Source organism: Synechococcus sp., assembly GCF_982614295.1.
Genome location: NZ_CEXBMR010000012.1, coordinates 1 through 21,689 on the forward strand (window position 1 = coordinate 1; position 21,689 = coordinate 21,689).

General features: G+C 51.7%; 24 protein-coding genes. 9 read left to right on the forward strand and 15 right to left on the reverse strand.

Features of this window, described 5'->3' with window-relative positions:
- Window positions 1-81: 81 nt before the first annotated feature.
- From AC2JC8_RS03250 to lipB, 3 genes are read right to left on the reverse strand one after another with little or no spacing between them, the layout of a single operon-like run.
- Window positions 82-522 carry a YlqD family protein gene (locus AC2JC8_RS03250; RefSeq protein WP_255132781.1) on the reverse strand — a complete coding sequence of 147 codons (441 nt, stop codon included), beginning with the start codon at window positions 520-522 and terminating at the stop codon, window positions 82-84.
- 29 nt (window positions 523-551) lie between these two features.
- Complete coding sequence (locus tag AC2JC8_RS03255; protein WP_484594193.1) at window positions 552-2,501, reverse strand: AMP-binding protein; 1,950 nt, start codon at window positions 2,499-2,501, stop codon at window positions 552-554.
- Entirely contained in the window at window positions 2,470-3,228 is a 759-nt protein-coding gene (gene lipB, locus AC2JC8_RS03260) for a lipoyl(octanoyl) transferase LipB (protein WP_484594207.1), read from the reverse strand. The genes AC2JC8_RS03255 and lipB overlap by 32 nt, the downstream gene beginning before the upstream one ends.
- Before the next feature lie 40 nt (window positions 3,229-3,268).
- Between lipB and hpf the strand changes: the two genes are divergently transcribed.
- Genes hpf through AC2JC8_RS03285 form a run of 5 tightly spaced genes read left to right on the forward strand, consistent with a single transcriptional unit; the run spans window position 3,269 to window position 7,932 of the window.
- The gene (gene hpf, locus AC2JC8_RS03265; RefSeq protein WP_484419925.1) at window positions 3,269-3,856 is read left to right on the forward strand and encodes a ribosome hibernation-promoting factor, HPF/YfiA family; all 588 of its coding nucleotides are present in this window, start codon (window positions 3,269-3,271) and stop codon (window positions 3,854-3,856) included.
- A gap of 4 nt (window positions 3,857-3,860) precedes the next feature.
- Window positions 3,861-4,541, forward strand: coding sequence for a deoxyribose-phosphate aldolase (gene deoC, locus AC2JC8_RS03270; protein WP_484399795.1), 681 nt, complete (start codon window positions 3,861-3,863; stop codon window positions 4,539-4,541).
- Window positions 4,542-4,546: 5 nt separating this feature from the next.
- Window positions 4,547-5,332: a DNA repair protein RecO gene (gene recO / locus AC2JC8_RS03275; protein ID WP_484399796.1), complete on the forward strand. Its 786-nt coding sequence runs from the start codon at window positions 4,547-4,549 to the stop codon at window positions 5,330-5,332.
- A gap of 26 nt (window positions 5,333-5,358) precedes the next feature.
- Window positions 5,359-6,750 (forward strand): MFS transporter, encoded by a 1,392-nt coding sequence (locus tag AC2JC8_RS03280; RefSeq protein ID WP_484594194.1) that lies wholly within the window; start codon window positions 5,359-5,361, stop codon window positions 6,748-6,750.
- 30 nt (window positions 6,751-6,780) lie between these two features.
- On the forward strand, window positions 6,781-7,932 hold the full coding sequence (locus AC2JC8_RS03285; RefSeq protein WP_484594195.1) for a glycosyltransferase family 4 protein: 1,152 nt from the start codon (window positions 6,781-6,783) through the stop codon (window positions 7,930-7,932).
- A 20-nt stretch (window positions 7,933-7,952) separates the two neighbouring features.
- On the opposite strand, the gene pyrF is transcribed toward AC2JC8_RS03285, so the two are convergent.
- From pyrF to AC2JC8_RS03300, 3 genes are read right to left on the reverse strand one after another with little or no spacing between them, the layout of a single operon-like run.
- Window positions 7,953-8,681, reverse strand: coding sequence for an orotidine-5'-phosphate decarboxylase (gene pyrF / locus AC2JC8_RS03290; protein WP_484399799.1), 729 nt, complete (start codon window positions 8,679-8,681; stop codon window positions 7,953-7,955).
- A gap of 20 nt (window positions 8,682-8,701) precedes the next feature.
- Window positions 8,702-9,913: a tyrosine--tRNA ligase gene (gene tyrS, locus AC2JC8_RS03295; RefSeq protein ID WP_484594196.1), complete on the reverse strand. Its 1,212-nt coding sequence runs from the start codon at window positions 9,911-9,913 to the stop codon at window positions 8,702-8,704.
- Window positions 9,910-10,233 (reverse strand): DUF1825 family protein, encoded by a 324-nt coding sequence (locus tag AC2JC8_RS03300; protein WP_484399802.1) that lies wholly within the window; start codon window positions 10,231-10,233, stop codon window positions 9,910-9,912. Before AC2JC8_RS03300 ends, tyrS begins: the two co-directional genes overlap by 4 nt.
- A 103-nt stretch (window positions 10,234-10,336) precedes the next feature.
- On the opposite strand from AC2JC8_RS03300, the gene AC2JC8_RS03305 reads away from it, so the two are divergent.
- From AC2JC8_RS03305 to AC2JC8_RS03320, 4 genes are read left to right on the forward strand one after another with little or no spacing between them, the layout of a single operon-like run.
- Complete coding sequence (locus AC2JC8_RS03305; protein WP_484399803.1) at window positions 10,337-10,876, forward strand: ComEA family DNA-binding protein; 540 nt, start codon at window positions 10,337-10,339, stop codon at window positions 10,874-10,876.
- A complete protein-coding gene (locus tag AC2JC8_RS03310; protein WP_484399804.1) occupies window positions 10,873-11,457 on the forward strand; it encodes a GIY-YIG nuclease family protein in 585 nt (194 codons plus the stop codon). Before AC2JC8_RS03305 ends, AC2JC8_RS03310 begins: the two co-directional genes overlap by 4 nt.
- Before the next feature lie 44 nt (window positions 11,458-11,501).
- A complete protein-coding gene (locus AC2JC8_RS03315) occupies window positions 11,502-12,992 on the forward strand; it encodes a leucyl aminopeptidase (protein ID WP_484594197.1) in 1,491 nt (496 codons plus the stop codon).
- Between the two features lie 15 nt (window positions 12,993-13,007).
- Window positions 13,008-13,241 carry a hypothetical protein gene (locus AC2JC8_RS03320; RefSeq protein ID WP_484399807.1) on the forward strand — a complete coding sequence of 78 codons (234 nt, stop codon included), beginning with the start codon at window positions 13,008-13,010 and terminating at the stop codon, window positions 13,239-13,241.
- Here AC2JC8_RS03320 and AC2JC8_RS03325 read toward each other — a convergent pair.
- The 9 genes from AC2JC8_RS03325 to AC2JC8_RS03365 form a co-directional block, all read right to left on the reverse strand.
- Window positions 13,215-13,409, reverse strand: a complete 195-nt coding sequence (locus AC2JC8_RS03325) for a hypothetical protein (RefSeq protein WP_484399808.1) — start codon at window positions 13,407-13,409, stop codon at window positions 13,215-13,217. The genes AC2JC8_RS03320 and AC2JC8_RS03325 overlap by 27 nt on opposite strands.
- Window positions 13,410-13,433: 24 nt before the next feature.
- On the reverse strand, window positions 13,434-14,081 hold the full coding sequence (gene msrA / locus AC2JC8_RS03330; RefSeq protein ID WP_484399809.1) for a peptide-methionine (S)-S-oxide reductase MsrA: 648 nt from the start codon (window positions 14,079-14,081) through the stop codon (window positions 13,434-13,436).
- Between the two features lie 6 nt (window positions 14,082-14,087).
- Window positions 14,088-15,269 carry a lipid-A-disaccharide synthase gene (gene lpxB, locus AC2JC8_RS03335; protein WP_484399810.1) on the reverse strand — a complete coding sequence of 394 codons (1,182 nt, stop codon included), beginning with the start codon at window positions 15,267-15,269 and terminating at the stop codon, window positions 14,088-14,090.
- Window positions 15,266-16,090, reverse strand: coding sequence for an acyl-ACP--UDP-N-acetylglucosamine O-acyltransferase (gene lpxA / locus AC2JC8_RS03340; RefSeq protein WP_484399812.1), 825 nt, complete (start codon window positions 16,088-16,090; stop codon window positions 15,266-15,268). The genes lpxB and lpxA overlap by 4 nt, the downstream gene beginning before the upstream one ends.
- A 2-nt stretch (window positions 16,091-16,092) precedes the next feature.
- Window positions 16,093-16,542, reverse strand: a complete 450-nt coding sequence (gene fabZ / locus AC2JC8_RS03345) for a 3-hydroxyacyl-ACP dehydratase FabZ (RefSeq protein ID WP_484399813.1) — start codon at window positions 16,540-16,542, stop codon at window positions 16,093-16,095.
- Entirely contained in the window at window positions 16,542-17,384 is an 843-nt protein-coding gene (gene lpxC, locus AC2JC8_RS03350; protein ID WP_484399814.1) for a UDP-3-O-acyl-N-acetylglucosamine deacetylase, read from the reverse strand. The genes fabZ and lpxC overlap by 1 nt, the downstream gene beginning before the upstream one ends.
- Before the next feature lie 2 nt (window positions 17,385-17,386).
- Window positions 17,387-19,510, reverse strand: a complete 2,124-nt coding sequence (locus tag AC2JC8_RS03355) for a BamA/TamA family outer membrane protein (RefSeq protein WP_484399815.1) — start codon at window positions 19,508-19,510, stop codon at window positions 17,387-17,389.
- A gap of 158 nt (window positions 19,511-19,668) precedes the next feature.
- Window positions 19,669-20,412 (reverse strand): phosphoribosylaminoimidazolesuccinocarboxamide synthase, encoded by a 744-nt coding sequence (purC, locus tag AC2JC8_RS03360; RefSeq protein ID WP_484594198.1) that lies wholly within the window; start codon window positions 20,410-20,412, stop codon window positions 19,669-19,671.
- On the reverse strand, window positions 20,409-21,689 hold a 1,281-nt coding region (locus AC2JC8_RS03365; RefSeq protein WP_484594199.1), incomplete at its 5' end, for a hypothetical protein. The genes AC2JC8_RS03365 and purC, both read right to left, overlap by 4 nt.

Genomic DNA, 21,689 nt, shown 5'->3' on the forward strand with positions numbered 1-21,689 from the left:
GAACTGAGGGCCGGCATGAAGATCTCGAAGGTTGCCATCCGCTGCTTCAGCACTGGGTTTAAGGGATCCTATCGCCGCAGCTCAAGCACCCTCGCTTAAAGCTTCAACAATGCCATCGCGCACCACAATTGAGGCTTGCAGTTTTTCAACCAAATTGTCGCCCACTTCAACGGTGCAGCTGCTTTCCAGCTGACCTTGATCGACAATTTGCTCCATTTCCAGCCCTTGCACATTCACCTGTTGATCAAGCAGGTTGCGTTTTTGCTCCTCCAGCTCAGCCCGTTTAGAGGCCACCTGTTGCTGCACCCCAGCAACTTGTTCTTGGATGCGGGGATCAAGGGGATTTGCACTTTGGCGGCGAATTTCACTCACCACTTCTTGCCCCTCCTGCTCCAACTGGGCCAGCTGCTGATCCGTTGTAGATATCGCCTGGCTGATTTCACGCTCGGCCTCTTCCTTCCAGCGGGGGGTAACTACAGCCCGAATGGTGATGTTGCGTTTGATCGAAAGCTGATTTGCCATTGATATGCAGTTTCAGACGCTCAAGCTTCTCAGCCTGTGTAGATCTGGTCAATCGCCGCCGCATCACGTTCCGCGATGCGATCGCGTTTTTGCTTAAGGGTTTGGGTAAGTAAACCGTTTTCAATGCTGAACGGTTGCACCAACGCCACCCCAGCCAAACGCTCCTCGGGCCTGGCACCCCGGCGAGCCGCGAGCTTTTTATTGAAACTACGGGTTAAGGCTTTTGTGAGAGCCAGTTCAAAATCCGGCTGATCAGCCACCACCCCGGCTTCGCTTGCAAACAGCTTTAGCGGCTCCTCCCGTGGCACGATCAACGCCCCCAATTGGCGTCGATCTTGTCCTACAAGCATCACCTGTTCCACAAAGCCAAATGAAGCAATTTCGGCTTCCAAAGGGGCCGGCTCAATGTTTTCGCCTGAACTAAGCACAATCGTGTCTTTTGCTCTACCCGTAAGGAATAAAGAAGCGTCTGATAGCAAAAACCCCAAATCACCTGTATCAAACCAACCTTCTTGATCCAACACCGCAGCAGTGGCATCTGGGCGCCTCAAATAGCCAGCCATCACTTGGGGGCCACGGGCCAACACCAAACCTCTCTCTCCCCAATTCAAAATTGGCCTTTTCCCCAAAATTTCCCTGCTATCGGCATTAACAATGCGCAGCTCGGTGCCAAGTAGCGGCCTACCGGCGCTACCACTGCGATTAGCCCATGACCTACGGCAGGTGAGCACTGGGCTGGTTTCTGTGAGGCCATAACCCACTAAGAGCTGAATGCCGATAGCGGAAAAAAAACTATCTAGATGTTTTGCTAAGGCGCCACCGCCGCTATTTGCAATTTTCAAACTGCCGCCTACAAGCCCGCGGCGCACAGCAGGCCACAACAACCACGCCGCCAAACGAGCCCCAGGCCAGGTGGCACTAGCAATAAGCAAACCCTTGACGCGAGACGGCAGCTTTTGGTGTGTATCCGCCAAATTCAAGCAACAACGCCAGCTGCTTACGTTTGCCTCTGAAATTGCAAGCGCACCTACAAGCAACAAACGTTTAATGGGCGCCATGGATTCAAGGGCTGCATAGAAGCCACCGTGAATTGCCTCCCATATACGCGGCACACTGATCATGAAATGGGGTTTAACCCTTTGCAGATCACTACGAAATTGCCTCAAATTTGTGTAACTCTGGCTGCAGCCACACGACAACAAGAAATATCCAGCGCTGCGTTCATAGGAATGCCAGATCGGTAAAACACTCAACACTCGATCCCCCGGCTTGGGACTAACCGCCACCCCAAGGCAACAAATTTGATGTAACAAATTGGCTTGGCTCAGAGGAACGCCTTTGGGGCGCCCCGTGGTGCCAGAGGTGTAAAGCACCGTGGCAACACGGTTTAAATCCGCTTCAAAGGGGGAATTGCAACTGGCTCCTGCAGCTAGGCCAATGAAATCAAGCCAGCTGTAAATATTTGGTAGTTGCAATCCAGTGGTGGCTGGAGCATCGCCATAAAGCAAAAGCACAAATGCGATCTTGCTTAGAGCGCCAGCTTCAAGCAAAGGCATTAGCAAGGCTGAATCCTCCAGCACTAAGGCGGTGGCTTGGCAGTCGGCCAGGATGAATTCCAGCTCAGCTACAGATGCCTGGCTGCCCCGTACAGCTGCTATTGCACCTAGGCGCATTAGCCCCTGATCCACCCCGAGCCAGCGGGTGCCGTTTTCTGCAAATAAGGCCACCACATCCGCCGCCTTAACACCTAGATGCTGAAAACTGGCCGCCACCGTTGAGATGCGTTGATGCAGCTGCTCAAAACTCAAGCTTTCCGGGGCCGGACCATGGGCCTGATCAAGGGCCAACAAATCACCATGGCGCTGGGCCAACCTGGGCCAAAGACCGTCAACTCCCTGCAGATCTGAATAGTTAGGTTGAGCCGCTAAAGCCCGCCCATCGTTGCGATCACCGCTCCAGCGCACCCAGGCCTGGCTCATCTTGCTCACTCAAGTTGTTCAGATTCTGCTCGTTAATTGCATCGAGCCGATCCCAGCCCAAGCGCCGCGCCAGGGCCCTAGCTAACGGTTGCTGCAACTGGGCAACAGTGCAGCCCGGCAACCATTGCTGCAGCCCAGCCACCGGCAGATCAAGGCCGCAGGGTTTGATGGCAGCAAAACCGGCCAAATCACAGTTCACATTCAGGGCAAGCCCGTGCTGAGTAACCCAGCGACGGGCAGAAACGCCAATAGCAGCAACTTTTTTACCCTCAAGCCAAACCCCCGTAAGCCCTGAGCGCCGTTCACCCTCAAGGCCTAATTCATCAAGAAGATCGAGCACCGCCCCCTCTAATAAACGCAAATACCAATGCAGATCACAGCGATGTCGATTTAGATCAAGCACCGGATATGCCACCAATTGACCAGGCAGGTGATGGGTTACTTCCCCACCGCGATCAAGGCGCCATAGGGGCTCTGGCGGCTTCGCGGGATCAAAACCAAGAAACTCTGCTGAGGCGCCGCGGCCGAGGGTGTAACAGGGGGGGTGCTCAAGCAGAAGCAAAAGCTCCGGCCAGGGGCTCTGGTTGGGCTGGCGGATTGAATTTTGATTGCGAATTAATAAGCGCTGCCACTGTTGCTGCCAGCTCCAAGCCTGTTCTAGGGGCACAAATCTTGAGAGAGCACAAAGGAATGCATCCGGCGATACCTGATGAGGCACTCCGTCCATACATTGATCACATCCCTCAGCCCCACCAGGAGATCTATCCATGAAGCTTCTGATCCACGGCCGCAATCTCGAGCTCACCCCTGCCTTGAGGGACTACACAGAAAACAAACTCTCCCGAGCCGTGGGCCATTTCGATGGTTTGGTGCAGGAGGCCGATGTGCACCTTTCGGTGGCCCGCAATCCAAGGGTGCCACAACAAACCGCTGAGGTAACACTGTTTGCTTCCGGCACCGTAATCAGGGCCCAAGAACGCAGCGAAAACCTTTACGCCAGCATTGATCTAGTGGCAAACAAGCTGGCTCGCCAACTTCAACGCCACAAAGATCGCCGCAATAACCATCACCCAAAAACCACTGCCCAAACGGCAGATGTTGAGCTCAATCTGAACAGTGATCTACAAAGTGACCTACAAGGTGATCTAACTGCCGGTCGCAGCGCTCAGCTGCCTGCCCCTGTTGTGCGTAATAAGTACTACGCCATGCCTGCGATGAGCCTTGATGATGCAATTCATCAACTGGAAGTGATCGACCACGACTTTTATGTATTTCGTGAAAAGCAGTCGGGGGAGCTGCAAGTGGTGTATCAACGCAACCACGGCGGATACGGTGTAATCCAGGCCCGCAGCTAATCGATTGTCCAGCAGATTTCCCCCCTCAGCGCCAGCCGATATTGCCCAATTAATAGACCATGCTCTGCTGGATCCGCGTACGGGCCAGCAGGCGGTGGAACTCTGCTGCCAAGAGGCCCTGCACTACGGCTTCGCTGGGGTGTGTCTTGCTTCCCGTTGGATGCCCTTGGGCCGTCGCTTGCTAGGCGATCGCGGCGTAAACAAAACCAAGCTGGTAAGTGTGGTGGGTTTTCCATTTGGAGCTGTAGCAGCTTCGATCAAACGGACAGAGGCAGAGCTTGCTACCGAAAACGGGGCTGATGAACTTGATTTAGTACCGGATTTTGCCTTGTTGATTGATGGCGAGCTCACCGCCCTCCACGACGAAATCGCTGCAATTGTGGAATTGGGTCCAGAGGTGAAACTTATTCTTGAAGCAAATCAATTAAGCCAGCCGCAGCTTGAGGCCTTAGTAGAAGTTGCATTGGATGCTGGGGTTAGTTATCTCAAATCCAGCAGTGGTTACGGACCCGCAGTGGAACCAGCTTTGATTGAACAGCTTCATTTACTGGCGAGGGGTCAGGCCAAGCTGAAGGCCTCCGGTGGAATTCGCAGTCTTGAGCAAGCCATAGCCCTTGTGCAGGCTGGCGCTGATCGGCTTGGCACCAGCCGCGGAGTGGCCCTTGTAAAAGAACAACGGGCTTAACAACGATGGCCTCCGCCAGGGAGCGTGAAGTAACCGGTCTTTGCCTGCGAGCTATGGCAATCGGGGAACAAGACCGGCTTCTCACCTTGCTCTCCGCAGAGGAGGGCCTGGTGCGGCTAGCTGCTAGTGGGGCACGCAAACCAAGCAGCAGCCTTGCTGCTGCTGCTCCCCTCACCCATTTGCGGGGCCAAGTGAAACGGGGCCGCAGCCTCGATCGCCTTGGCCAGATCAGCATTTTTCATAGTTATGGCCGCCTTGGTCAACAGCTCGACACCCTGGCCGCAGCGCAGTGGCTTTTAGAGCTGTGCCTATTGCTTGTGCCCTTGGGGCAACCGGTGGAGGGGCTTCTCAACTTGATATTGCATCGCCTTGATCAATTGGAGGCACTGCTTATTGCAGCGCCTGAACAACAGCGCAGTGAAGCCCTTGCCCTAGCGGTGCAAAGCGGGGTGCAAATAATGCAAATGGGCGGTTATGGCTTACCGCTTCATATTGATTGCCGCAGTGGCGAGCAATTGCTGCCCCCTGTGGGCAATTGGAACTGGCGTTGCAGCGTTATTCCCGCTGAAGGTTTTTGCATTGGCCCCCAACCAGGGGCAGTATTGCTGCTGAATGCGTCTGAGCTGGCGCTGCTGCAAAGGTTGATCCGGCCCCAGTTGCCGCGTCGCGCCGATGGCAATTTGATGGGGCCCGATCCTGTGTGGGAAAGACTTTTGACTTTGCTTGGTTTTTGGTGTGGTGAGCATTTGGGGCGTACACCCCGTTCTCTTGCCCTGCTGAGGCAGGATTAGCCGCAAGGTGCAGGGCGTTTTAACCGGTGAGCGAGCAGGCAAACAAACCAAATGGACTGGAAGCTGTATTACTCCTGCGGAATTTTCGGCTGCTTTGGCTTGGGCAAATTTTTTCGCAATTAGCAGATAAATTTTGGATCATTTTGATGGTGTTTCTGATTGCCCAAACCTGGGCCCAGAGCACTGGTGTTGAAACTGGCCCCTTAGCTGGTGCAGCGGAATTAATCCGAGAACGGGGGATGACTAGCGGATCGAATCTCGCCGCTGGCCAAGGCGCAAACGAGGTGCAATTAATAACACTTTTAGCTACCGGTATCTACGCAGCAAATACTCTTCCAGCAATTTTACTTGGCAGTGTTGCTGGGGTATGGGCAGATCGCTGGCCCAAGCGAGCTGTAATGGTGGCCTCTAACGGGCTACGAGCTCTGCTGGCCCTTGCTGTTCCCTTAATGCTGCTGCCAGGCCCTAGCTGGTTGGGGTTGAGCTGGGGCTATTGGGGGTTGCTGGCACTCACTTTTTTGGAATCTTGCTTCACTCAATTCTTTGCTCCGGCTGAACAAGCAGCCATCCCGTTATTGGTGGATAGATCCTTACTGCTACCTGCTAACTCCTTGTGTACAGCTACCACGATGGTGGCCACAATTGTTGGGTTTGCCATTGGAGAACCGGTGTTGCAACTGCTGCATCAGTTTTTCGAACAATTTGGCGTGCAGGGGGGAGAATTTCTGCTGGTGCCGATTTCCTACGGCGCAGCCGCTTTGATTTTGCTGTTTGTTAAACCCGACGAACAACTGCGCGAGATCACTGGCAACAGCATCTGGGGCGACATCAAAGAGGGGCTTAACTTTTTGGCGGAACGCAGCAACGTTCGCGGCGCCGTTTTGCACCTGGTAGTGCTTTACAGCTTGTTAGCTGCTCTTTATGTGCTTTCGATCAGCTTGGCATCAAGGGTGCTGCAACTCGGACCCACCAAGTTCGGAGTGCTGCTCGCCATGAGTGGCCTCGGGCTTGCTTTAGGTGCCCTGCTCGTAGCCCAATTGGGATACCGATTTCACCGGCGCCTACTGGCAAGTGTGGGCCTTGGCACGATGGGCTTTTCCTTGGTGCTGCTCGCCCAGATACAGCCGCAACTGTGGCCCACCTTGCTGCTCTGCTCAGTGCTTGGCCTGGGAGCTGCCCTACTCGGAATTCCAGCCCAAACAACCATCCAGGAAGACACACCCGAGCATCTGCGAGGCAAGGTTTTTGGCTTACAAAATAATCTCGTAAATATTGCGCTCAGCCTGCCCATGGTGCTCGCGGGGGCTTTGGTGAGCAGTGTGGGGCTAAGGCCAGTGCTTTTGGTGTTAGCTCTGATCTTGTTTGCCGGGGTACTACTGGAGCGCCCCTGGAACATCAAAACCAACAGCCGCTGCTAATTTTCAAGCTTGCATCCAAATTGCCGCTGAATGCGTATTGCCTGGCTTGGCAAAAAATCCCCCTTCTGCGGGAATGTTTCCTATGGCCTGGCCGTTACCGAGGCACTTAAGGAACGGGGCCATGGCATCAGCTTTATCCATTTCGATACCCCCGAACGATTTGATCGAGCAGAACCCGATCAAGAAAACAGCGGCAACCTTGAACCGGAGGTAGCCCTGCCTTATTTGATGAAATCTCAGATGTATACGATTCCATCACCGCGGGCGAGTCGCGAATTAAGGGAATCCCTAGAAAGATTTCAACCGGATCTAGTGCACGCCAGCCTAACTCTCTCGCCACTTGATTTTCGTTTACCTGAACTTTGTCAACAATTAGGGGTTCCGTTAGTTGCAACTTTCCATCCTCCATTTGATGCAGGGCTACGCAACATCACTGCCGGCGGCCAGCAACTTACTTATCAGCTTTATGCCTCTTCCCTGGCGAGATTTGATCGGGTGGTGGTTTTTTCAGAGCTGCAGGCAGAACTTTTGATTCGGCTAGGAGTTGCAAAAAATACTTTGGCTGTAATCCCAAATGGAGTGGATCCAAATATTTGGCGGCCAGGGCGATCAGCCCTAAACCAACGCTTCAGCGGAAAACGTGTATTTCTCTACATGGGCAGATTGGCAACAGAAAAAAATGTGGAAGCACTGCTACGCGCCTGGAAATTAGTTGAATTGCCTGGGTGCGTTCTTGTGGTGGTGGGAGATGGGCCGATGCGTCAGCAATTACAAGCAAGCCATAGCAGCAACAATGTGATCTGGTGGGGTTATGAAGCAGATCAAGCGATCAGGCTTGCTTTATTGCAAGTGGCGGAAATTTTTATGTTGCCATCACTTGTTGAAGGCTTATCGCTTGCATTACTTGAGGCCATGGCAAGTGGTACAGCATGCGTAGCAACCGATGCCGGCGCCGATGGCGAGGTGCTCGAGGGTGGCGCGGGGATTGTGATCAGCACCCAAGGAGTAACAACCCAATTAAGAACATTGCTGCCAGTGCTGCGGGAGCAACCGATCTTGAGCAAAGAATTAGGTAGAAGAGCCCGCGAACGAGTATTAGAGCGCTACACACTTCAAGCTAATATTGATGCTCTTGAACAACTTTATTGCAACTTAATTCCCAATATGCCCCTAGCCGCATAAAACTGTTGCTTAAAATCTAGTCATCCAATTTCTTCAATACTCCGGCAACATTCACTAAAAGCTTTTGCTGGATCTTCCGCTTTGGTAATTGGCCTGCCGATAACTAGGGCGCTTGCACCGGCCGCTAATGCTTGGCTGGGGCTAAGTACCCGTTGCTGATCATTTTTGTTGCAACCGATAGGGCGAATGCCTGGGGTAATCAAAACGAATGGTTGCGGATGTGCAGCTCGCAAACTTGCAACTTCAAGGGGAGAGCAAACACAACCAGCGATGCCAGCAACAGTTGCTAAGCGAGCTAAGCGATGCACATAACGATCTACGGGTTCGCTAATCGCCAACTGCTCTTTGAAATAAAGAGGATCCCAACTCGTAAGCACCGTTACCGCCAATAGGGAGGGTGTTTGCAAACCCGCTGCGGCTGCTCCCTCCACAGCCCCCTGCTGGGCTGCTGACAATGCCTCAATGCCTGCAGCGGCATGCACTGTGATCAAATCAGCCCCAAAACTGGCCGCCTCACGGCAAGCCGCAGCCATTGTGGCCGGGATGTCGTGAAACTTGAGATCAAGAAAAACGGCCAAACCTTGATGGCGCAATTGCTCCACCACAGCAGAGCCCCCAGACATAAATAATTCCAAGCCAACTTTTACTCTGCGCAGGCCTGGCAACGCAGCGGTAAATTCAATTGCTTGCAGAGGAGCCATACCGTCAAGGGCAACGATGATATGGTTTGCGGAATCACTAAAAGCCATGGAATTTAAATGAAAATATTTTAAATAAATCTACGAAATATTTTTTTACCCAATTGCAATACCTTGCCACGTAATTCATCTGAATCCGCAAATTCTTGGTCTGGATTTAATAATTTACAGCCATCTAATTTCACCCCGCCGCCAATTATTTGCCGGCGTGCATCGCTGCTACTGCTGCAAATACCAACGGCTCTTAGCAGATAAAAGGCCTTGGCCGGAAAATTTACAGCTCCAATTGAAACCTCAGGTACCTCCGCCGCGGCCGCCCCATTCCCAGCAGCTCCAGCCACCAGATTTGCGGCATCAACTTGGGCGGCGGCGGCGGCCTCGGGTCCATGGCGCAAACGCGTTATTTCTAAAGCCATTGCCTTTTGCCGCTCCCGTGGATTATTTGGTAACGCAGCCAAATCCAAATTAGTTAAAAGGGTTAAATACTCTTCCACCACCGCATCAGGAACTTTTTCTAACTTTGAATACATCGATAGGGGATCTTCCATAAGCCCCACGGTGTTGCCCAGGCTTTTACTCATTTTCTGCACCCCATCAAGGCCGGGCAGGATTGGCAGCAGCAGGCCAAGTTGAGGTTTCAAGCCAAAATGCCGCTGTAAATCTCTACCCATTGCCACATTAAATTTTTGATCTGTGCCCCCCAATTCCAGATCGGCTTTGATCGCAACTGAGTCGTAGCCTTGCAACAGCGGATATAGAAATTCGTGGAGTGAAATCGCTGTGCCATTTTCATATCGATTAGCAAATTCTTCCTTAGCAAGCATCTGCCCAACCGTACTTAAACCTAAAAGTTCAATAACTTTTGGCAGATTTAAATCTGTAAGCCATTCACTATTACGGCGCACCTCTAGCCGGCCCGGAGTATTAAAATCCAAAAGGGATAAATTCGGATCTTGGCCCTGCCCTAGTTGTTGTAGATAAGTGTTGGAATTTGCCTCTACCTCTTCAATACTAAGTTGCACCCTGGTGGTACTTTTACCGCTGGGGTCGCCAATGCGCGCAGTGAAATCACCGATTATTAATATGGCTGTATGGCCGGCATCTTGAAAAGCCCGCAATTTACGAAACAGTATTGAGTGGCCTAGGTGAATAGTGCTGCCGGTGGGATCAATTCCAAGCTTTACCCGCAACGGTTTGTTTTGTAGAGCTATTTCTGCAGCGTCGGCTGGAAAAAGATCAGCTACTCCGCGGCTAAACCAGTTAGGGATGCTTGCAACTGTCAAGATTCCGCCTCAAGCTGGGTTTTCATCCTCTCAAGAGTGAGATTCATCTGTTCAAACATCTGCTCTGGGGTTATACCAAATTGACTCAATTGAGTGCGTAGTTGCTCTACTGTGAGTTTTGCTTGAAAATCTTCAGATAGTTCGAAACGCTTCATGAATACGCGATAGCGATCCATGAGTTCTTCCATTCTGCCAATGAAAAGTTTTTTACCTTCACGGTCAAACTTTCCGTATTCACCGCCCAGCTGCATCAGCGACTGGTAATCAGCAAAGAGGCGCTTTGCCTCATCTTGCACGATTTCGGATTCAAAAAAGCCCATAGGCTGCCGAGTTAAGCCGCCATTCTGGGCGGCCCTACCCCCCTGGCCAGGGCGGATCGCCGCCCCGATACTTAGGCCAAGTTCATATTTGCAAAAAGCACCTATGGCGCAGGGCCACTGGCTGGATCCTCTCGCCCGCCAGATGTTGCGGGTTTTGAAGCAACCAAGCAAAAAAATCAATCTGCCAACCACTTGGCTGATTGATGTGAACAGGGCAAGCCTGAACGATTGGCTCAAACTGCCTGGCTGTAATAACAGCCAAGCGGAACTACTACTGCGTTTGCAACAGGGGGGAGTACAGCTAAGTGGGGTATCAGATCTTGCTCAATTATTAGAGCTATCAACAGCTCAACTGGAAGCATGGAAGCCGCATTTACTTTTCCGTTGGTACAGCGAGCCGCCAAGCCCTACCCAGCCACCAATAAACCTAAATAGTGCAATAGCAGCGGAATTGATTTGTCTTGAGGTGTTTAATCCGGAAAGATGCAAGCGCTTACTCAGGGAGCGGGCAAGAAGACCCTTCAGCGATTTAGCAGATCTGCAAGATCGCTTAGGCCTGCCAGCAGCAGTGGTGGAAGCATTAATTGGCAGGGTGAGCTTTGGCCAGGGCAGCGGGCCGGCATTACCAAGCACTCGACCATGAACAGAATTCACCAACCAAACTTGTTCACGGCCCCAGCCAGTTGCAGCAGCGAACCAGAGTTAGCCCTAAATCCAGAAGTTTTACGAGCCTGGCAAAACCGGGTGCTGCTTCACCAACAGCAGCTGTATCAACAGCAGCAAGAGTGCCAGCCAGGCCAATTCCAATTATTTGAACTGGAAGTAGCGCCAGCCAGCAACCCAGTGCCAAACCCTTTGCTTTTGCCAGCTCAACACCTGCATTTCTGGCGCTGGCCGCAGCCACCTCAGCGGGGAGCCGCGCTTTATTTCGTATACGACCACAGCCTCGGCGCGGCGAAAGATCTGCTGCTTTATTTGGGGGAAACCGGCTGCGCTGATCGGCGCTGGAAAGGGGAACACGATTGCAAGGCCTACCTAGCTGCCTACGGGGAAGGCTTAGTGCGCTGTGGCCAGAAAGCCCAGCTGAGCATTCGTTTTTGGTGCGATGCCCCCAGCAGCACCAGGGCTCGCCGCCAGGTGGAACAAGAGCAAATTCGCCTGTGGCAACCCCCGTTTAATAAAGAATGCCGTCAGCGCTGGCAAACCCCATTCCAGAACAGTTGAGCCCCCTTCCCTCTTACGATCGCGCCATACATTAATTGCTATCAATGGATTTTCGCTGCAGCACCAGCCCCTTTGCGGAGCTTTCCTGCGATGCACTCGGTATCGGCCTTTTCAGCGGCCACTGGCAGGAGCAACTTAAAGCCGTAGCACCCGATATCTCAATAAATGCCCTTGCGTTGCTGCAACAACGTGAATTCAAAGCAAAGTCTGGTGATTTGATCTGCCTCACCCTGCCAGGGCAGAAGCCAAGTTTTTTAATAGTGGCAGGCCTTGGCGAACCTGAAAATTTTGATGGCCGTGCCCTTCGCTCAACAGCAGCGAAATTAGCGAAAGCATGTGTTGGCAGTGGCGTTGATGCCCTAGGGCTTTCTTTACCGCTGGAAGGTTTTGCCCCAGAGGAAGCAACCGCCGCCTTGGTGCAAGGCGCAAGGCTTGCATTGTTTAAAGATGATCGCTTTCGCAGCGAACCAGAACCTCGCAACAAACCAAACAGTTGTTGGCTTTTAGGTCTTAACGAGCATCAAGAAGCTGAACTGGAAAAGCAACTGGCCATATGCGCTGGAGTGGAATTAGCCCGCGAACTGGTGGGTGGGCCCCCAAATCTGGTTAACGCCCTCAGCCTTGAAGCCACTGCCCGCAGCCTGGCAAATGAATTTGATTTAGAACTCACTGTTCTCGATGAAGAAGGTTGCCGGCAAAAGGGGATGGGAGCTTATCTTGCCGTTGCGCAAGGAGCCTGCATCCCGCCACGGTTCATCCATTTGGTAATCAAGCCAGTGGGGGCAGTTCAACATCGGCTGGTATTGATCGGTAAAGGGCTCAGTTTTGATTCGGGCGGCTACAACCTCAAAACCGGTGGCAGCCAAATCGAACTGATGAAATTTGATATGGGCGGTTGCGGCGCCGTGCTCGGAGCTGCCCGCAGTCTTGCGGAACTGCGGCTTGAGGGGATGGAAATTCACATAATCAGTGCCACAACAGAAAACATGGTGAGCGCTGAAGCTATTCATCCAGGAGCGATTATTACTGCCTCAAACGGCAAAACAATTGAAATCAACAACACAGATGCAGAAGGGCGCCTTACCCTCGCTGATGCTCTTGTTTATGCATCAGCGTTGAAGCCCGATGCAATTGTTGATCTAGCTACCCTCACTGGCGCTTGTGTTGTGGCTTTAGGTGATGAAATTGCTGGGTTATGGAGCGCCCACGACGAATTAGCTCAGCAATTGCTGGAGGCAGGCAGGGCAGCAGGGGAACCCCTTTGGCGCATGCCACTGCAAAAGTCTTACAAAGACGGGTTAAAAAGTGCCTTAGCTGATCTGAAAAACACAGGCCCAAGGCCTGGTGGCGCGATCACCGCGGCACTTTTTCTGCAGGAATTTGTTGATGCCGATATTCCATGGGCTCATCTAGATATCGCCGGACCCGTATGGAATGAAAAAGGGAAAGGGCCAGATCCAGCTGGAGCAACGGGTTTCGGTGTTCGTCTTCTAGTGAACTGGTGCCAAGCTTTTAGTGCCACTCTGGGTAAGTAGTTGTTGTTGAAATTTATGGAAAGTAACGGACGCCGTGGTTGGTCGAAGTGGGGTTGGTACTTAAAAGCTCAATCAGGAGTCCTGTTATTACCCATGGGGCTTTGCTTATTTGGAGAAGCGGTAATGAGGCGTGCGGCCTACCCTGCAAAACCTTGGTTCTGGCTTGGCACCTTGAGTTTGATTTGCGTTAATGCTGGGGTTGGCTTAATGGTGGAAAGCGGTTTATTCCGCGGCCATCCCCGACGCTAACTGCCGCAAGCCTCGAAATTGTGGCGATTGCAACTCATGAATCTGCCAACGGGCCTTGGCATCACAATCTGCCAACAAACGATCGAGATCATCTGCTGCATGTTTTGGGCTGTCGTAAGGGCCCACATACCGGGTAGCCAACCCTTCACGAATAAGCAATAAATACATGCCCACCTCGTTAACAAATCGAACTTAGCGCTGTCCCCCTGGCTTTAACGGTAGGGATGACCACATAAGCCCTTTTCGAGCTTTTTTTCCCCACACAGCATCGAGGCGGGCATCACGGCCACAACTCCAGCGGTAAAAGTTGTATTTGGCTTTATTTAATTCTGCGTAGTTTTGGTGGTAGTTCTCAGCAGGCCAAAACCGCTTAAGCGGTTCAATCGCCACCCGCAGCACTTTTTTGCTGCCTAATTCCGCTTTAGCAGCTGCTGCACTTGCTTCTGCCCCCTTCTTTTGATCGGCATCAGCAACAAAAATCACCGGTCGATAGGAAGAACCCCGGTCGCAAAATTGCCCGCTGCCATCGGTGGGATCAACATTGCGCCAAAAGGAGCGCAAAAGGCTTTCGTAACTCAATTTATTTGGATCAAAACGCACCTTCACACTCTCCACGTAGTTTGTGCCGCCTGCACTCACCTCTTGGTAAGTGGGATTTGGCTTATCGCCACCGGCATAACCGCTCTGCACATCCAGCACTCCAGGTAGCTTTTCTAAATCGTGTTCAAGGCACCAGAAACACCCCCCCGCAAGCACAGCTTCATTGATAGGAGCCGCCTGCACTGGGCTGCTGATAAAAAGCAGAAGAGCTCCTAAAAAACAAGCAAAACCTTTAAGCACTTATTTTCAAGCTCTAACAACTGCATCAAGTATGAGTGCTGCTGCCCTTTGGGTAACACCCGGTTCGCCAAGTAATGCCCGCAATCGCCCGTAGCCAGTCAACATTTTGTTGCGGGCCTGCTCATTTCGAAGCAGAGGTAATGCCTCTGCCACCAACTTATCCACCTCTAGCTCCTCCTGCAGCAATTCAGGCACCAACCTTTCTCCCAAAACCAAATTCACAGGCGAAATGTGGTCTACCTGAAAACGCAACAAACGCCTCGCCATCAGGGCCGTAAACCGGCTCACCTTGTAGGCCACCACCTGGGGTACCCCCCGCAAGGCCAATTCAAGATTAACGGTGCCGGATTTTGTGAGGGCTAAATCAGCTGCTGCGCAAATTGTGGGCCGCAGCCGATCGGAATCATCCGAGCTCAAAACTGTTGCTTGCAGGCCAAATTTATCAATTACATCTCGCAAAGGCTGCTCAAAACCGGTTTGAGCTGCGGTGGCGATCACCTTGAGCTTGGGGCACAGTTTTTGCAACCTGGCAGCTGCTTCTGCAAGGGGCGGCAATAACCAACGCAATTCCTGCTTCCTAGAGGCCGGCAAAAGCAGCAAAAGTGGTTCATCTTCTGCAATACCAAGCTCCTGGCGAGCAGCCGCGCGACTTGGCAATTCGCCAAGAGTATCGAGGAGGGGATGGCCCACCCAATGCACCACAGCTCCCCGCTCGCTGTAGAACCGGGCCTCCTCAGGAAATATCGCAAGGATTTGATCACTAAATCCAATTAATTGGGTGGTGCCACCATCCCCCATACGAAAAGCCCATTCTTGAGGGGCGATGTAATAGAGCACAGGAAGGCTGGGCCTTTCACGTTTTACCCGGCGGCCCAAGGGGGTATTACCCCCCATGTAATCGATTAAAACAACGCCATCAGGAGGATTTTTGCTTAGCCAACGGCGTGCCTTGCGTTGCAGTTGCAGCGTTGGCAAAACAAGCGGTAGTGCTTCCCATAAACCAATGGCACCAAGGGGAGTTGTGTTGCCAAGCAGCTCTGCCCCAGCAGTTTCCATGCGGGGTCCCCCAAGGGCGCTCACCCGCAAAGGAATATTGCGTAGTTCTGCTTCTTGATACAAAGCCTTAATTAACAGGCTGCCCTGCAGATCACCAGACACTTCGCCGGTGCTTATTAACAGATGGGTCACTGGCGCTGAGCCGGCAATGGCCCCCTTCTGCCTTGTTTGCAACTATTTTCCAAAAATGCCACCAATTTCTCGGCCGGCGCTGAAAGTTGCTGCAAACGTGCTTGAGCTAAGGCTTCGCTAAGGGGAAATTCACTTCGATAAATGAGCTTCCAAAGCAATTGCAATTCCTTCATCACAGCGCCGTCGTTTTCATCAGCAAGGCCGCTGCGCCGCAATCCAATTAAATTCAAACCTCGCAAGCGACCTGGATGGCCCTCAACGATTGCGTAGGGGGGGATATCGCGATCAATGCGGCTCATCCCACCAACCATTGCCAAGCTGCCGATATGAACAAATTGATGAATACCTAAAACTCCACCGATAACTGCTCTGTCGTCTATGTCTACGTGGCCTGCTACCGCCACACCATTGGCGATCACAATGCGATCGCCTAACCGGCAGTTATGGCCGATATGGCTGTAGGCCATTAAAAGATTGTGATGCCCCAGCACGGTGCGCTCTCCAGATGCTGTGGCCCGATTGATGGTGACGTATTCGCGGATGCGATTGCCGTCACCAATCACAACCTCGGTGTCATCGCCAGCGTATTTGAGGTCTTGCGGTTCAAGGCCAATGCAAGCGCCAGGGAAAATATGGTTATCGCTACCAATGCTCACCCGGCCATCAATCACCACATGGGGGCCGATCACACTGCCAACGCCAACACTCACCTCCGGGCCTATCACGGCAAAGGGGCCAACACTCACCCCCTCAGCTAAACGGGCGGCAGGATCCACCAACGCGGTGGGATGAATTTTGGTAGCCAAGGTTGATGGCGCCATGGTTAATCCACCAGAGAAAACATCAGCTCGCCTGAACACACCAGAGCACCATCAACGGTGACCTCGGCATGCACCTTGCCAAAGCGTTTGCGCTTCAAGCTGAGCAGTTCGCAAGTGATGAGCAACTGATCCCCCGGAACTACCGGACGGCGAAACCTTACGCCGTCTATACCTGCAAACACAAAAAGCCCTTTTGGCAGATCTGGCATCTGGGTAACAATCAAACCACCCACCTGGGCCATCGCCTCAACAATCAACACACCTGGCATCAAGGGCCGCCCTGGGAAATGGCCCTGAAACTGGGGTTCGTTAATAGTTACGTTCTTTAAAGCCACGGCCCGCTTCCCAGGCACATGCTCCAGCACTCGATCAACAAGGGCGAACGGATAGCGGTGAGGCAACAAATTTAGAATTTGCTCACAACTGAGTGTCGAGGGGTCGGGGCTGGTCATTAAGTCTGTTTTTGGTAGAGGGCAGCAGCCAGCTGGGTATGTAAAAAGTGTGAACCGCGAAAGGCCATCACTTGAGCCTGGGGTAAACCCACCAGGGCTAAATCACCAATCAAATCAAGCAGTTTGTGGCGAACGGGTTCATCTGTAAATCTCAGAGGGGGATTCAGCCAATTCTCACCATCACAAACCAAGGCATTATCTAGGGCACCGCCTTTGATTAATCCCGCCGCCAACAACTTCTCCACCTGATCGCGAAAACCAAAAGTACGGGCAGGGGCAATCTGAGTAACAAATGCCTCAGGGGTAAGCGCCAATGAAAACAATTGGCGTCCAATGGCGGCTTGAGGAAACTCGATAGCTGCTGTAAGTAGTAATTCAGTGCTTGGTAGAGCCGCCACAAAACTGTTGCCCTGCTGCAAAGTTATCGGCTGCAGTAAATGCGGCAAAGGCGCGCGCGGGCCTAGATCCTCCATTCCAGCTTCTGCAATCGCCTCCACCCAAGGAAGGGCAGAACCATCTAGCAGGGGTACCTCCTCAGAATCCAGCCAAAGTTCTGCCTGGGTGATGCCTGTGCCGGCGAGGGCCGCAAGCAAATGTTCAACTGTTGCAACTTGGCGATCACCAAGGCGCAAGGCGGTGCAAAGGCGCGTGTCTTGAACGAGGCTTGGATCCAGCAGCTGGGGAGGATCATTTGGGCGATCGATCCAGCCCACTCGAAAACCAGCTGCGGCCCCAGGTTGCAATCTCAATGTGCATTTCTCACCGGAATGCAAGCCGATACCGCGGCGCTGCACCGCAGAGCTCAAACCGAAACAACGGCTGTAATCAGCTGGCCAAAACACCTTTAGAACTTAAAGCCCACACCAACGTTAAAACGCCAGTTGCCCGTTAGATCTTGGCTTGCCACCTCCAAACGCAATGGGCCCACAGGAGTTGTAACGATTACGCCAGTGCCGATCGAAAAACCTTGGCCAGTTTTGAGCAGCAAACCACCTGGGTTACCGGGAACTTGATTTTGGCTACCTAGGGTGGAACCAGCATCAATGAAAAATTCTCCGCTTATTATTTTAAAAATTGGAAAGCGATATTCAATCGTGCCTTCAATATAACTGCGGCCAACACCTAAATCACAATCATAATAGCCGCGAACCGAGTTGCTGCCTCCCAAACAAAAGGCTTCATAGGGAGGCAAGCTGCCAGTTACATTGCCGCCGGTAAGCTGTAAAGCAATCGATTGGGAACAATCTTCCGGTTCACCTTTCTTTGGCCGGCAGCCTTTATATAATTTAAGAAAATTAACAGGAATAAAATGGGTAGCAGAAACTCTTTGTCGGTTGAAAGTTGGAGAGTTCTCACCCACACTTAAATACTGTTCACTACTGGCATTAAAAAAGGTACCAGATCGAGGATTTTTATTATCATTTAAGGTGTTATAAGAAAGAGCAAATCTGCCACCAACCAATTGGTTTTTGCTAGAACAATTATAGGCCAGACAAATGATTTCGTCAGTATCAGCAAATGCATCACGATTATTAGTGAATGGCGCCGCACCATATTTACGCTGAGTGCTAAAGCCATTCATGGCAGTTACCTCTTGGCCGCTTAAGCCAAAAACCATCGTCCAGATATTGCGTTTATAAGGATCTCCACCCCGCAACGGGCGCACATATTGGATATTTGCTCCCGTGCGTTGCACCCGCACTAAATCACCTTCTGCTTCATAAAGATTATATCCAGTAAGCCCGGCAAAGCCGGCAGCTGCAGTGCTATCAAAGCCAATATCTGCAACGTTTAGCACAACGTTATCAGGGCGCTTAAGTAAACGATTGTAATAAATTGCCTGGGCAAGATTAACAGAATTTGCTGGTGGTTGATAGAAGCTACTTATCGTGCGCACAGCGCCATCATTTTGGCTTTGAAATACCTGTGGTATTTCCCTACTTAAAAATCCTTTAATCCTGAGGCTACTGCGGTTTGGATTATCTTTAAGCCAAGGAATTTCAAAGTTCAAATCAGCGAGAGCGCCATATTGCCCGTAGGTGAAATTCAAACCCATATTCCAAGCGTTACCCCAGAGATTATTTTCCTGCAGTTGAATTTGGCCAAACAAGCCCTGGTTTTGACTATAGCCAACACCACCAGAAAGGGATCCTGTCGATTGTTCAGTTACACCTAAAACGATTGAAACCTCGCCAGGCTTACTGGGATTTGGCTTCAGCGTTACCTTTACATCTGAGAATAAACCAGTGCCATAAAGCCGCTTAATATCGCCTTCCAACTGGCGGCGATTGAATAATTTACCTGGCCTAAGTGAAATTTCTCTGCTCACTACCCAGGGCTTTGATTTGCCTTTAATTGGTTTTCCCTTTTCATCTGTTGCATCACCATTAGCATTAAGAAATTGCACCTCAATAGCTTTAACAGTGCCTTCCCTAACCGCTAATTCCACCACTCCCTCAGGACTAACCCTGGTGGGGCCGCTGATACGGGCTAAGGAATATCCTTGTTCTGAATACCATTTTTGTAGCTCCACCATGCGACGGTCGAGGCTTTTTAAATTCAAAGTGCGGCCGTAATCGGAAGCAAATACTTCGTTGATCAACGCCTTTGGCAAAAGTGCTTTGGGGTTGGTTAAAACCACCTCCTTAAGCACCGGATTTGGCGTTACATTTACTACAAGTTTTACACCTAATGGCCCATCTTGGGGCTGGATTCTCACATCGCTAAACCAACCAGTGGCATAAACAGCAGCAATATCTGTCTTTAGAGAACTGCGGCTAGTGCTCGTGCCAGGCCTCACTGTTACGGAGTCGTAAACAGCCCGCTCCAACCTTTCCTTATCGGGATGATCCTCAAGGCCCACTACTGAAACTTCACTTATGAAAACTTTCGCTTCAATCGCTGCGGGAGAAGAACTATCTATTTGATCGGAAGCAGGCCCGCCCCCCCCCTTTGGCTGTGCTTGCACTGGAGCCCCAGCGCCAAGTACCAGCACGCATAAAAGCCAATGCGCTGAAAAACCGGTTGAAAAAAAACTTCTAAACAAGCTGGGGGGAAACAGCTGAGAGCTACCAATACCCATAGTGAGTTCACCTAAACGGCAATAACACCGCATATGACCAAAATTTACCGGTAATGCCTAGGGGTTGGCCCTAACCCTTGGACCCGTTTAAGGACCTCCCCATAGGCCTCCACAACACCGCCAAGATCCTTGCGAAAACGATCTTTGTCTAAAACTCGTTGATCTGATTGATTCCAAAGGCGGCAGGTGTCTGGGCTGATCTCATCGGCTAACAAAAGCTTGCCTGCATCGCAGCGGCCAAATTCCAACTTAAAATCCACCAAGGTGATGTTAATTTCAACAAATATCTGTTGCAAAACCCTGTTTACATCACGGCTTTTGGCTTCTAACTGAACCCGCTCCACAGGCTCCAGCAGCGCCAGCAACTCAAGGCGAGCTTCCGTTAAAAGTGGATCCCCTAGAGCGTCGTCTTTGTAATACAGATCAAGCAGCGCAGGCTGCAAAGAGCTGCCCGGGGTAATGGGCAGTTGCTTACACAACGATCCCGCCGCCAAATTGCGTAACACTACCTCTAGGGGCACAATTTTTAGGGCTTGCACTGCCATCCAACCCGGCTCGAGGCAGCCCAGGTAATGGCTCGCAACCCCTCTAGTTTCAAGGGCCTCAAACAACCTGGCGGAAATTTCCCAGTTCAATAAACCTTTGCCTGCCAGTTGCGCTTTTTTCTGAGCGTTAAAGGCGGTGGCGTCATCTTTAAATTGCACTGCCACCACCGCCTTGTGGTTTGTGTGGAATACCTTTTTTGCTTTGCCTTCATGGAGCAAAGGGCCGATTTCAAGTTCTTTCATTTGTTGATATTGCCGGGGTTGGGCATTCCAGAGGGAAACAGTTGCAGCAAGCGATAACGCAAGAGCTCTAATTCAAGGGCGCCATCTTTTTTTCTATAGGCCAGGTCTTGCAATGCTGGTGCCACCTCTGCGGCAGGGTCGCTGCGGAATTCACGCCAAAGCCTGCTGAGCCTGATGGCCTCCAGCTGAGGTGCCGTGATCGGTGCCCTTGATTGCCATCGAGCCGCACGGGGCTGTTCCTGCTGTAGTTGGTCCTCCAGTAGCAGCCGGCGGGCCTGGAGATTACGAGCTTCCTGTGCCCTAACGCGCAAACGCAAACGATCTTCCTGTTGGTGCAAATCTCTCAAACTGCGCAGGCCTTCTTCGGAGCGGGCAAAACCCATCAACCCCCTGATATTTGTGCTACGAGGATCAAGTTGTTTTTCTAGCAAAAGTAATTGCCCTTGCTGAGTAATTGTTTGAAGCGTGAATTTGCCACTTCCTGAGGCCTGGTTAATTGCCATTGAGAGTTGCTCCCGCTGCTGCAGCTGTTGCACCAGTTCGGCAAATAATTTAAGACCCTGCTGTTTTTCAAGTTCTGTAATTTCTAGAGAAGCAAGGGCACCCTCATATTCTTTTATTAATAAATTGCGGCGGCGATTTCCCAGCTGCCTTGGCAAAACACCAAATTGAGCTGGCGCCAAGCGCCATGATTGCTTTACACCAGGTGAGGCTTCAGGAATTACAGGTTGCAAAGGCACTGAAAAACGCAAGCGGTGCAGATCTTCTAGTAAGGCCGGCAGGGAATACAAACCTGGATAAGGATCAAATCCGAGCCTTAACTGACGCCTTTGTTCCAGATTTTCAACCCCACGTAAGCGCTCAAGTTCTTCTTGCTCACGCACCGGCGTAAAAGCTTCCCAAGCGCTACCCCCAAGGCCAGGATCAGCAAGTAACTCCCGTGAACGTTTATCAAGGGCATCTAGTTCCCGCAACGGATTACCTGCACTGCTTTGTAAAGCCAAGCGATTTACCCGATCCAGTAGCCATGGATCTTCCTGCTTGCGGGCTTCGCTTTCCTGATCTGCCAATAAATCAAGCAAGCGCTCACGATGATTTAGTTGTTGCGCCAGCCGCTTTGCAAACTCAAGCCTGGCGGCGGCCATGGCCGGGGCTTCCCCTGCTGCTGGCCCATCTCCGAGAGCTAGCAATGCATTTAAGAGTTCTCCTTTACTTGCCTCTAGTGGTTCCTGGCGACTCAAAAGCCGTTGCGCCAGAGCTGGATTGCTGCTGCCATC

Excerpts from the sequence above, each read along its gene's own strand:
- AC2JC8_RS03250 (WP_255132781.1), bottom strand. The coding sequence starts at position 522 with ATGGCAAATCAGCTTTCGATCAAACGCAACATCACCATTCGGGCTGTA.
- AC2JC8_RS03255 (WP_484594193.1), bottom strand. The coding sequence starts at position 2,501 with ATGAGCCAGGCCTGGGTGCGCTGGAGCGGTGATCGCAACGATGGGCGG.
- lipB (WP_484594207.1), bottom strand. The coding sequence starts at position 3,228 with ATGGACGGAGTGCCTCATCAGGTATCGCCGGATGCATTCCTTTGTGCT.
- hpf (WP_484419925.1), top strand. The coding sequence starts at position 3,269 with ATGAAGCTTCTGATCCACGGCCGCAATCTCGAGCTCACCCCTGCCTTG.
- recO (WP_484399796.1), top strand. The coding sequence starts at position 4,547 with ATGGCCTCCGCCAGGGAGCGTGAAGTAACCGGTCTTTGCCTGCGAGCT.
- AC2JC8_RS03285 (WP_484594195.1), top strand. The coding sequence starts at position 6,781 with ATGCGTATTGCCTGGCTTGGCAAAAAATCCCCCTTCTGCGGGAATGTT.
- pyrF (WP_484399799.1), bottom strand. The coding sequence starts at position 8,681 with ATGGCTTTTAGTGATTCCGCAAACCATATCATCGTTGCCCTTGACGGT.
- AC2JC8_RS03300 (WP_484399802.1), bottom strand. The coding sequence starts at position 10,233 with ATGGGCTTTTTTGAATCCGAAATCGTGCAAGATGAGGCAAAGCGCCTC.
- AC2JC8_RS03305 (WP_484399803.1), top strand. The coding sequence starts at position 10,337 with ATGGCGCAGGGCCACTGGCTGGATCCTCTCGCCCGCCAGATGTTGCGG.
- AC2JC8_RS03310 (WP_484399804.1), top strand. The coding sequence starts at position 10,873 with ATGAACAGAATTCACCAACCAAACTTGTTCACGGCCCCAGCCAGTTGC.
- AC2JC8_RS03315 (WP_484594197.1), top strand. The coding sequence starts at position 11,502 with ATGGATTTTCGCTGCAGCACCAGCCCCTTTGCGGAGCTTTCCTGCGAT.
- AC2JC8_RS03320 (WP_484399807.1), top strand. The coding sequence starts at position 13,008 with ATGGAAAGTAACGGACGCCGTGGTTGGTCGAAGTGGGGTTGGTACTTA.
- AC2JC8_RS03325 (WP_484399808.1), bottom strand. The coding sequence starts at position 13,409 with ATGTATTTATTGCTTATTCGTGAAGGGTTGGCTACCCGGTATGTGGGC.
- lpxA (WP_484399812.1), bottom strand. The coding sequence starts at position 16,090 with ATGGCGCCATCAACCTTGGCTACCAAAATTCATCCCACCGCGTTGGTG.
- fabZ (WP_484399813.1), bottom strand. The coding sequence starts at position 16,542 with ATGACCAGCCCCGACCCCTCGACACTCAGTTGTGAGCAAATTCTAAAT.
- purC (WP_484594198.1), bottom strand. The coding sequence starts at position 20,412 with ATGAAAGAACTTGAAATCGGCCCTTTGCTCCATGAAGGCAAAGCAAAA.